At 52.8% G+C, this 10,897-nt stretch carries 10 protein-coding genes and 2 rRNA genes; 6 read left to right on the top strand and 6 right to left on the bottom strand.

Features of this window, described 5'->3' with window-relative positions:
• From GA0061071_RS23050 to GA0061071_RS23040, 3 genes are all read left to right on the top strand, one after another.
• Positions 1-285 (top strand): 23S ribosomal RNA (locus GA0061071_RS23050); the annotation flags it as partial.
• 94 nt (positions 286-379) lie between these two features.
• A 5S ribosomal RNA gene (gene rrf / locus GA0061071_RS23045) occupies positions 380-495 on the top strand.
• Between the two features lie 234 nt (positions 496-729).
• Entirely contained in the window at positions 730-2,028 is a 1,299-nt protein-coding gene (locus tag GA0061071_RS23040) for an MFS transporter (RefSeq protein WP_061493627.1), read from the top strand.
• Here GA0061071_RS23040 and GA0061071_RS23035 read toward each other — a convergent pair.
• The 5 genes from GA0061071_RS23035 to trxC form a co-directional block, all read right to left on the bottom strand.
• Entirely contained in the window at positions 2,025-2,348 is a 324-nt protein-coding gene (locus GA0061071_RS23035) for a YfiM family lipoprotein (protein ID WP_061493628.1), read from the bottom strand. The genes GA0061071_RS23040 and GA0061071_RS23035 overlap by 4 nt on opposite strands.
• A 45-nt stretch (positions 2,349-2,393) precedes the next feature.
• Positions 2,394-3,749, bottom strand: coding sequence for a CDP-diacylglycerol--serine O-phosphatidyltransferase (gene pssA, locus GA0061071_RS23030; protein ID WP_061493629.1), 1,356 nt, complete (start codon positions 3,747-3,749; stop codon positions 2,394-2,396).
• A 113-nt stretch (positions 3,750-3,862) separates the two neighbouring features.
• Positions 3,863-6,523, bottom strand: coding sequence for a bifunctional acetate--CoA ligase family protein/GNAT family N-acetyltransferase (locus GA0061071_RS23025; protein WP_061493630.1), 2,661 nt, complete (start codon positions 6,521-6,523; stop codon positions 3,863-3,865).
• Positions 6,524-6,555: 32 nt separating this feature from the next.
• Positions 6,556-7,254, bottom strand: coding sequence for a tRNA-uridine aminocarboxypropyltransferase (locus tag GA0061071_RS23020; protein WP_088238250.1), 699 nt, complete (start codon positions 7,252-7,254; stop codon positions 6,556-6,558).
• A 69-nt stretch (positions 7,255-7,323) separates the two neighbouring features.
• Positions 7,324-7,743: a thioredoxin TrxC gene (gene trxC, locus GA0061071_RS23015; protein ID WP_061493632.1), complete on the bottom strand. Its 420-nt coding sequence runs from the start codon at positions 7,741-7,743 to the stop codon at positions 7,324-7,326.
• Positions 7,744-7,947: 204 nt separating this feature from the next.
• Between trxC and GA0061071_RS23005 the strand changes: the two genes are divergently transcribed.
• The gene (locus GA0061071_RS23005) at positions 7,948-9,042 is read left to right on the top strand and encodes a tRNA/rRNA methyltransferase (RefSeq protein WP_088238249.1); all 1,095 of its coding nucleotides are present in this window, start codon (positions 7,948-7,950) and stop codon (positions 9,040-9,042) included.
• 90 nt (positions 9,043-9,132) lie between these two features.
• Here the strand turns inward: GA0061071_RS23005 and ung are convergent, their stop codons facing one another.
• Positions 9,133-9,822 carry a uracil-DNA glycosylase gene (ung, locus tag GA0061071_RS23000; RefSeq protein ID WP_061493637.1) on the bottom strand — a complete coding sequence of 230 codons (690 nt, stop codon included), beginning with the start codon at positions 9,820-9,822 and terminating at the stop codon, positions 9,133-9,135.
• Positions 9,823-10,137: 315 nt separating this feature from the next.
• Here ung and grcA point away from each other — a divergent pair, with 315 nt between their 5' ends.
• Together grcA and tnpA are read left to right on the top strand one after the other, a co-directional pair.
• Positions 10,138-10,521 carry an autonomous glycyl radical cofactor GrcA gene (gene grcA, locus GA0061071_RS22995; RefSeq protein WP_061493639.1) on the top strand — a complete coding sequence of 128 codons (384 nt, stop codon included), beginning with the start codon at positions 10,138-10,140 and terminating at the stop codon, positions 10,519-10,521.
• Positions 10,522-10,687: 166 nt separating this feature from the next.
• A partial coding sequence (gene tnpA, locus GA0061071_RS22990; RefSeq protein WP_139109690.1) for an IS200/IS605 family transposase occupies positions 10,688-10,897 on the top strand: 210 nt, incomplete at its 3' end.

Raw genomic sequence — 10,897 nt, 5'->3', positions numbered from 1 at the left:
CGTGGGCGCTGGAGAATTGAGGGGGGCTGCTCCTAGTACGAGAGGACCGGAGTGGACGCATCACTGGTGTTCGGGTTGTCATGCCAATGGCACTGCCCGGTAGCTAAATGCGGAAGAGATAAGTGCTGAAAGCATCTAAGCACGAAACTTGCCCCGAGATGAGTTCTCCCTGAGACTTTAAGTCTCCTGAAGGAACGTTGAAGACGACGACGTTGATAGGCCGGGTGTGTAAGCGCAGCGATGCGTTGAGCTAACCGGTACTAATGAACCGTGAGGCTTAACCTTACAACGCCGAAGATGTTTTGGCGGAAGAGAGACAATAATCAGCCTGATACAGATTAAATTGACAGACCGGAAGGTGTGTTGATGACAGAATTTGCCTGGCGGCACTAGCGCGGTGGTCCCACCTGACCCCATGCCGAACTCAGAAGTGAAACGCCGTAGCGCCGATGGTAGTGTGGGGTCTCCCCATGCGAGAGTAGGGAACTGCCAGGCATCAAATTAAGCAGAAGGCCCAGTCGAGAGACTGGGCCTTTTTGCTATTCACCCCACCCGGGCTATATTCTGAATTCCTTACCCAGCTAAGCGAAAATGTGATTTAACTCACTATTTATTTATAACAAATATGCAACATTTCATTTTTTGCATATCAGTGAGTTAAGGATGCTTACTGTGTACACCTCACCACGTGCACATCTCATCAATAGCTCAGGCAGGAGTATCATTACAATGGCTGACAGCAGTATGACAACACATGAATCGCTCACCAGCAGCGATACCCGGCGTCGGGTATGGGCGATCATTGGTGCCTCATCAGGTAACCTGGTAGAATGGTTTGACTTCTATGTTTATTCCTTTTGCTCTCTCTACTTCGCACATATTTTTTTCCCTGCCGGAAACACTACCACTCAGTTACTGCAAACAGCCGGAGTATTTGCCGCTGGCTTTCTGATGAGGCCCATTGGCGGCTGGTTGTTTGGTCGCATCGCTGACCGGCACGGTCGTAAAACATCCATGCTGATTTCAGTGTGCATGATGTGTCTGGGATCGCTGGTGATCGCCTGCCTGCCGGGCTATGAGACCATTGGAACCTGGGCACCTGCATTATTGTTGCTGGCTCGTTTGTTTCAGGGATTGTCAGTGGGGGGAGAATATGGAACCAGTGCAACTTACATGAGCGAAGTGGCAGTTGAAGGGCGGAAAGGCTTTTACGCCTCGTTTCAGTACGTCACTCTGATTGGCGGGCAGTTACTGGCATTGCTGGTTGTTGTGATATTGCAGCAGGTTCTGGAGGAAGAAGCGCTTCGCGCCTGGGGTTGGCGTATTCCCTTTGCTCTCGGAGCTGCTCTGGCTATCGTCGCTCTATGGTTGCGTCGCCAGTTGGATGAAACTTCGCAGCAGGAAGTGCGTGCGCTAAAAGAAGCTGGTTCGCTAAAAGGGTTATGGCGTAATCGCAAAGCCTTCATTATGGTGCTGGGTTTTACGGCTGGGGGCTCGCTCACGTTCTATACCTTCACGACCTATATGCAGAAGTACCTGGTGAACACTGCCGGGATGCATGCCAATGTCGCCAGCGTGATTATGACGGTCGCGCTGTTTGTCTTTATGCTGATCCAACCGCTTATCGGCGCTCTGTCTGATCGGATTGGTCGCCGTACCTCGATGCTGATCTTTGGTGGTCTTGCCACAGTGTGCACGGTACCCATCCTCAGTGCACTGCACAGTGTAACGTCCCCCTATGCTGCATTCGTACTGGTTATGCTGGCTTTAGTGATCGCCAGTTTCTATACATCAATCAGCGGGATCCTGAAAGCCGAGATGTTCCCTGCTCAGGTTCGTGCACTTGGCGTCGGTCTATCCTATGCAGTGGCAAACGCTCTCTTTGGCGGTTCGGCGGAATATGTCGCGCTGTCACTGAAATCGATTGGGTTTGAAACGGCTTTCTTCTGGTACGTTACTCTGATGGGCGCGTTGGCATTTCTGGTCTCTTTGATGCTACACCGTAAAGGAAAAGGCATTCGCCTTTAATGTCTGGCCAGTTGCCACACGGTATAACCCGTTGTGGCGCCAGCAACATCCCAGGCAAAATCTTTCCAGCTCCAGCCGCTTCCGGCCGGGCGGCTGTCCCACAACTCTTTTGATGCTCCCAGGCTAACAGAAAACATCAGCCCAAAGATTGCACTTCGATCGCGGCTGATCCCCTGATGCTGTGCGACTTCATTACCTGCAGCAGAGAGCATAGCGGAGCCGAGGAAATGTTGTGCTTTATCCTGCCCGCTCCAGTTGTCATTCGCCATATGACTGCATCCCGTCAACAGCAGTGAACCGAACAGCACAATATATTTCATTAGCAAAGCCTGAAAAAAAGCCCCGTGCGATAACGGGGCCTCGGTTTAAAGAATACGACTGATTAACTTGTCGATACGGATACGGCGTAACCGGCGAATCAGCTTACGCACTTTTACCGGGTAGTCGGCAATGCTTTGCAGATCGCGATAGTGGTTAACGACCGTCGTATGCCTGCGAATAAGCTCCAGCTCTTTATCGCGTTGCGCTGCCAGCTCGTGCTTTGGATCGTGGATAAGCACCGCGTTTTCGAGATCGAGTCGCCATGCGCGTGGGTTCAGGTTATTACCTGTTAGCAGGATCCACTCATCATCAACCCACATGCCTTTCAGATGGTAACTGTTATCGTCATCTTTCCACAGACGCACCACCAACTGTTCGGTATTCACGTAATACTGCAGTCGGCTCAGGAAACGGCGCAGGTTAATCTCATAAAGATAAGGCAGTGCACCGATGATTTTAAACGGCTGATCTTCTGGAATAAAAAAGTCGTTGGCAGTTTTGTCGCCGACAATAATTTCGACTTTTTTGCCTTCGCGCAGGAGCTGAATGATATTACGCACCAGTACCGCCGGCAGATTGAAGTACGGCGTACAAATAGTCAGTTTGTGTTCCGCACACGGCATCAGGTGAAAGATCGTTTTATTCAGCAGGCTGGATTTTCCCAGGCCGACCAACGGTGTTACCGCGAGCTGTTCGTTATCGGCATCGCCCTGAAAATGAAACGAGGCATCGCGCAGCTCCTGGCGAAACTGGCGAATATCGTTTTTGATTTCCGGACTTTTCGGGCGTTGAGGATTGTCCAGCCGATTCACGCCGCGCCCCTGCACCAGGTTCTGAACGACCCAGTTTTGCATGACATCGGCCATCTGTGGATTGCGGATCAGCTGATAGCGATCGTAACGGTATTTATCGTGCTGATGCAGGTAAACATCATTGAGGCTGGCGCCACTGTAGAGCACGCAGTCATCAATAATAAACCCTTTAAAGTGGAGAACGCCAAGTGCTTCACGGGTATTTACCGGTACGCCGTAAACGGGAACCGAAACGCCGGCGTTTTCTTGCGCCATGCGACAATACCAGTCGGCATTCGTGTTTGACGCTGCGGCACCGATGCGACCACGCTGGGCGCGATGCCAGTCAACGAGCACACACACATCCAGTTCAGGACGTTGGCGTTTTGCTTCATACAGTGCGTTCAGAATTCCTTTCCCACCATCATCCTGTTCAAGATACAGGGCAATGATATAGATTCGGTGCGTTGCGCTGGCTATCCTGGCAAGCAGCGTTTCTCTGAAATCCGCAGGCGAGTAGAAAAAGGCTACATCATCCGCTGACTGAGAAATCTTGGGTAGTTGGGCAAGGTGTTGTTGATGTTTATTACGCTTAAATTTTGACAACATCACAGTGCGTTTCTTCTCTGTTTATTGAAGGGTCTTCTGTACCATGCAGACGACATAAGCGGACAATAATAACACCGAGCCCGCTAAAGTGGTCAACATTTCCAGTACCTTACTCAGGATTCTTCCGTCTGCGTCAGAGGGAGCGACAAGCCCACAATCCCATCTTCCAGCTGAACATCGACATCAAATCCCAGTTTTCGCGCCAGCGTTACCATGCCGCGATTATTCGGCATAGTAATACCATTCAAGCGCTTAAGTCCGTGATCTCGCGTATAACTGATCAGCTTTTCCAGCAGACGCCGCCCAAGACCCAGCCCTTTCAAATCAGAGCGTACCAGCACGGCGAATTCCGCATCGATGTTATCCGGATCGGAGATTGCACGCGTAACGCCAAGGATCTCTTCGCCTTCATTCGTACGACGCACTGCAACAAATGCCATTTCCCGATCGTAGTCGATTTGCGTCATATTCGCTAAATCATCATGGGTAAATTCATTGATCTCGCTGAAATAGCGGTAATAGAGATCCTCTTTAGTCACCTGCGCGATAAATTGCTGTAAGTGCGGCTCATCTTCAGGAAGAATCGGGCGGAACAGGCACTTTTCGCCGTTTTTCATTTCCACCTGCTCTTCCAGATGCTGTGGATAAGGGCGAATGGCAAGACGCGTTTCGCCATTCCCCTCAAAGGGGGCGACAGTCATGGTGACATCCAGCGCGATAAACTCGCTGCCGGACGCCAGCAACGGGTGAATATCAAGGCGCTCAATCTCCGGGCAATCAACAATCAGGTTCGAAACCTGTACTAAAAACTGGCTCAGACCCGCGATGTCCAGTGCGCGTAATGCACTTCGCCCGTGGATCTTCTTATTTTTGATTGCCTGAATCACCAGATAACGCGCCAGGTTCATATTCAGAGGGGGTAATGCGACAGCCGCCTGATCTTCTGCCCGCCACTCCACGCCACCTTCACCCAACATAATTAACGGACCAAACACCGGATCTTGCTCAACCACCACGCGGAGCTCCTGCGCTCCCGCACGGTTTGCCATGCTCTGCACCTGCAAACCGTGAATGCGAGCCTGTGGCCAGCTCATCTTCACACGATCGATAATGGCATCGGCAGCCTGTTGCACCTCTTTGGCGGTACGCAAATAGAGCATCACCCCCTGAACTTCCGATTTATGCGGAATATCAGGGGAGCGGAGTTTTAAGGCCACCGGATAACCGATTTTTTCGGCTATATGCACTGCTTCCGCGCTGTCACCCGCAATCCAGGTCGGTAAGGTCTGTAAACCCCAGGCGCGTAAAATAGGCTGTACTTCATGGGTGTCGAGCGTTGTGGCACCATCTGCAATAGCCTGACGCAGCAGCTTATATGCCTCGGCGGTATCGGCTGTCTGGCTGAGTGGGAGAGCGGGCGTTTCGCGCAACTGCTTCTGATTCCGGCGGTACTCCACCATATGCATAAACGCCGTGATAGCCCCCTCCGGCGTCCGGTAGGTCGGCAGCCCGGCTTCGCTGAACAGACGCCGCGCATCCTGCGAGGAGAACTCCCCACACCAGTTGGTCAGGACGGTGACATACTTTCCGCGCGGGTGCTTTTTCAGGGCGTCGATCAGCGCCTGCGCGCTTTCGCTACCGGGCGCTGTCGCACTCGGTGAGTGGATCACCATCAGCGCATCGTAATCCTGGCTTTCCAGCAAAACCGTCAACGCAGAGACATAGCGTTCATTACTGGCGTCGTCACGCAAATCCAGCGGGTTGCTCACATTGACATATTCCGGCAATACCGCGCGAAGCTGCGCCAGCGTTTCTTCACTCAGCGTTGCCAGCTTGCCGTTACGTGACCATAGCTCATCGAGCGCCAGCGCAGCCGGCGCTGCGCCATTACTGATAATCATCAAACGCTCACCCCGCAGCGGACGCATATGACTAAGCGTCTCGACGGCGGAAAACAACTCATGCGTATCCTGTACGCGCAATAACCCAGCACGCTGGATAGCGGCATCCCAGGCCGGATCAAGCCCGGCGTGCACGTTCAGTAAACGTTGCGCAGCCGGACTGCGTCCGCTTTTAATCACCAGGATAGGCTTATTACGTGATGCGCTACGTGCAGCGGAGACAAAACGCCGGGCATCGCTAAGATGCTCCAGATAAAGCAGGATCGCACTGGTTTTACTGTCCCGAGCGAGGAAATCCAGCAGCTCATCGACATCGATATCCAGACTGTCGCCGAGAGCAATAAAGTAGGAGAACCCCATTTCCCGCTGCTGCGCCCAGTCCAGAATGGTATTCGAAACCGCAGCAGACTGAGAAATAAATGCCAGTTTGCCGCGCGTAATCGGCACCGGAGAAAAACTGGCGTTCAATCCTTGCCATGGTGCCAGCAGGCCCAGACTATTTGGACCAAGTAGCCGCATCTGGTAGCGGCTGGCGCAGGCGAGTAAGTCGGCATGCTGCTCAGGAGGCGCAGAAAGAATAATGCAGGTTTTACACCCTTTTTGCCCGAGCGCATCGAGCAGATCGAGGTTGCGCCGGGCATGGGTACAAAGTACTGCCAGGTCAGGGGTAAAAGGCAGACTGGCGACATCCGGCCAGGCCAGAACACCGAGTACCGCTTTATATGCAGGGGTAACCGGCAGCACCGGCCCGGCAAAACCGCCGGCCAACAGATTGCGCATCATCAGAAAACCGGCGCGATCCGGTTTCATCGATGCGCCCACCACGGCGATCGATTTGGGACGCAATAACGCTTCCAGCCCTCGTTGGCTCATACCGGCCTCCTGAAAAGAGTGACCTGATGATATTAAACGCTTTCTGCTTCGTTTGCTGTGATGGCGGATGGATGATGCGGTTTACCCGCGAGGTAACGTTCGCGAAACAGGGTGAAATGGTCCCCCAGCGCTTGCGCGGCGACATTATCATTCGCCAGATCCAGTAAAGCGATCGCCACTTCTGCGGTGCAATATTGATCGTCAGCATGTGCTTCACGCAAGCGATAGGCCGAAACCCGCGACAAATCCACAGAAATGACCGGCAGTGCATCCAGGTAAGGGCTTTTGCGGAACATTTTACGCGCCTCCGTCCAGGTGCCGTCCAGCATAATAAACAGCGGCGGTTTACCTGGTGGCGGTGCGCTCAGCACCTGGCGCTCACTGCCAGCATAAGAGGACGGAAAGACCACCATGGGCTGATATTCGTCACTGGCGCAGAGATCGATTAGCGCTTGCGGCGGCTCGGTACGCGACCACTGAAACGCCAGAGTATCGGGTAAAACATCGGCGATCAGACGCCCGGTATTGCTGGGTTTCATGGGTTCGGTATCAAACATTACCAGGCAAAAACGGCTACGGGCAGCAGCAGGTTTGAGGGTATCGCACAGGCATTGCCGCTGTGGCAACAGGCAGCGTTGACAGCGACGGATGCGATTACCTCGCGCCAGAAATGGGCGCGTGGCGCGGGAAAGGCGCTCAGCGCGAAGTTGAAGAACGGCGTTATCAGTCATCAGGAATGCACAGGAAAAACGCCATTGTCGCAGAGGTCAAAACGGGGCACAAGATGCGCCCCGACAGGATCAGAGTGATTCGTTGAGCCAGTTATCAAACGGTGCTTTTGGCATTGCGCCGCTCAGCATGTCGACCACTTCACCTTTTTTGAACAACATGATGGTGGGGATACTACGAATGCGGAAACGGGCGCTCAGCTCACGTTCGGCTTCGGTATTCACTTTGACAAAACGCACTTTACCGCTGCGCTCTTCCGCAACGTCTTCAAAGATTGGCGCAAAGTTACGGCACGGGCCGCACCATGGCGCCCAGAAATCCACCACGACGGGCAGATCGTCTTTCAGCAGTTTATCCAGGGTTTCGCCAGTGGCATTAATGACATCGCCGTCGAACAGCTCATGTCCACAGCGCCCGCATTTCGCGCCGTCGTTCATTCTGTCTTCAGGAATGCGGTTCAATGCCTGGCAGCTTGCACATACGGTATTCATAACTAACCTCAGGGAAGCGGTGGTACAACGCGGCTTTTCACCGGTATGTTTCTTCAATGTTACATATTATTAATAAGAAGGTTTCACACGACAATGCGATTTATTCAATGAGTACAATAGTCGATAGCTTTTGTACGAAGTAATGGCTAAGCGCAAGGACATCAGGTAATCTGCGCGCTTCGCGCAGCGCTGGTGGAGAAAAGCATGAACGACGAAAGTAACAACAAAAGCGGCAAGGTCAAAGTGATGTATGTCCGCAGTGATGATGATTCCGATAAACGTGGCTATAACCCGCGCACCGGGAAAGGGCCAGCGCGTTCGGGATCGTCTCGTGCAGATGCAGGCCGTCGCCCAGCCCGTGATGACAGAAGCCGTTCTCAACGTGATGACCGTGGCGGTCGACCACAGCGTGACGATAGAAGCCGTCCATCGCGCGAAGATTTTAGCCGTCAGAGTGATTCTCCGTGGCGCACCGTTTCCCGCGCACCGGGTGACGAAACGCCGGAGAAACCGGATCATGGCGGGATCAGCGGTAAAAGTTTTATCGATCCGGAAGTGCTGCGTCGCCAGCGTGCGGAAGAGACGCGTGTATATGGTGAAAATGCCTGTCAGGCGCTGTTCAGCAGCCGTCCGGATTCCATCGTCCGCGCCTGGTTTGTGCAGAGTGTCACGCCGCGCTTTAAAGAAGCACTGCGCTGGATGGCTGCAAACCGCAAAGCTTATCACGTGGTTGATGATGCAGAGCTGGCGAAAGCCTCCGGCACTGAACATCATGGTGGCGTGTGCTTCCTGATCAAAAAACGCAATGGTTTGAGCGTAGAGAAATGGGTCGCCACCGCGGGGGCTGAGGATTGCGTCCTGGCACTGGAAGAAGTAGGTAACCCGCACAACCTCGGCGCGATTATGCGTAGTTGCGCGCACTTTGGTGTGAAAGGTGTGGTGCTGCAGGATGCGGCAGTGATCGAGTCCGGCGCGGCTGTGCGTACGGCAGAAGGCGGTGCGGAGCACGTTCAGGCGATCACCGGAGAGAGTTTTGTTGATGCGCTTGAAGCGTTCCGCCAGGCCGGTTATGCGCTGGTGACGACCTCCAGTCATAACGGTACATCCCTGTTTAAGGCTGAATTGCCGAAGAAAATGGTGCTGGTGTTAGGGCAGGAGCGCGACGGGTTGTCTGATGCGACGTTGTCCCGTGCCGATCTTAGCGTGTCCATTGACGGTACTGGCAACGTTGAAAGCCTCAACGTTTCTGTGGCGACCGGAGTGTTGCTGGCCGAATGGTGGCGTCAGAACAAAGCGTAACCCGTTGTGTTATTGGCCGGGGAAGGCGTCGCCGCCACCCGGCAAAAGGCCCGGTGGCGTTTGCGCTTACCGGGCCTTCTACATTCTGGTTTACTCACTTTCCGCCGGTAATGTCGGCGTCCAGTCAATCGGTTTCTCACCACGCTGTTCCAGCCACTGATTCGCCAGCACAAAATGATTACAGCCGAAAAAACCGCGATGCGCGGAGAGCGGTGACGGGTGCGGTGCTTTCAATACATGGTGGCGTGTTCTGTCGATAATTGCCCCCTTTTTCTGCGCGTGCGAACCCCAAAGTAAAAAGACAACGCCTTCACGATGCTCGTTAATCAAACTGATCACTTTATCGGTGAAGGTTTCCCAGCCCAGGCTGGCGTGGGAGTGCGCCTGGCCCGCGCGTACGGTCAGCACCGTGTTGAGCAGCAATACGCCCTGGCGCGCCCAGCTTTCCAGATAACCGTGTTCCGGGCGGACAAAACCCGGAAGCGTTTTTTCCAGCTCTTTATACATATTCAGCAGAGAAGGCGGGATCGCGATGCCAGGCCGTACCGAGAAGGCGAGTCCGTGCGCTTGTCCGGGGCCATGGTATGGGTCCTGGCCAAGGATCACCACTTTGACATCGCCAAGCTCGGTGAAGCGAAAAGCGTTAAACACGTCTTTTTGTGGGGGGTAGATGGTGATCCCGGCCTGGCGCTCAGCCGCGACGGTGCTCAGGGTATTGATAAAGTAGGGTTGCTGTTTTTCATCGGCCAGCACGTCATGCCATGTTAAAGAAGTGGTCATCCCGCTCTCCTGCGAAGTTCGTTCCCTTTAGCTTAACTGCTTCTTTCCCCGGAACAAAATTCCCCGCTGCTTCCGGTGCCCTGCCTGTAAAATTTTTTTAAAATTTACAAAAATTTTAAGAGAGAGTGAGTGGTGTAACTTGATATAAAACAAGAAATTCCGGGTATCACCATTTTCACAGTGTGGTTTTTATTGATTTTAATCAAAGAATGCGGGTTTCTGGACTGGTATATAAACAATCAGACAACAATGGTTTTACCAATTGGCCGGAAAGATTCCGGTGAAATCAAATATTGTGCCCATGGGAGGCTATTCATGATTACTGGTATCCAGATTACTAAAGCTGCAAATGACAACCTGCTGAACTCGTTCTGGCTGCTCGATAACGAAAAAGGTGAAGCACGCTGCGTATGCGCGAAAGCAGGCTATGCTGAAGATGAAGTGGTTGCTGTTAGCAAGCTCGGCAATATCGAATACCGTGAAATTCCGATGGAAGTGAAACCAGAAGTTCGCGTGGAAGGTGGTCAGCACCTGAATGTGAACGTATTGCGTCGTGAAACTCTGCTCGACGCCGTTGAGAACCCGGATAAATACCCGCAGCTCACCATCCGTGTATCAGGTTATGCTGTGCGTTTTAACTCTTTGACTCCAGAACAGCAGCGCGACGTTATTGCTCGTACTTTTACTGAAAGCCTGTAATTTCAGGTAGTAATAAAAACGCCGGGAAACCCCGGCGTTTTTTTATTGTCACCCCTAAACCACCTCCTGGGGAGGTGGTGATTGATCCTGTAAGGCTATAGCCTGAAGAATGCCCATGCCGGAATATCTCTGCTTACTCACCACAAGTAAAAGGAGACAAACCGACATGGGGCTTTACAGGAGTTCATCACATGTATATTGGCGTTGTAAATACCACATAGTCTGGACGCCTAAGTACCGTTTCAGGATCCTGAAAGATAAGTTGGGCAAGGAACTTTACAGGACAATCTACATTCTCTGCGGAATAAAGGATTGTGAGGTTCTGGAGCTAAATGTTCAGCCAGATCATGTACATCTGGTCGTAATAGTCCCGCCG

It is taken from the genome of Kosakonia oryzendophytica (assembly GCF_900094925.1).
Classification (GTDB): Bacteria; Pseudomonadota; Gammaproteobacteria; order Enterobacterales; family Enterobacteriaceae; genus Kosakonia; species Kosakonia oryzendophytica.
This window is presented reverse-complemented; position numbering and strand designations above follow the sequence as displayed.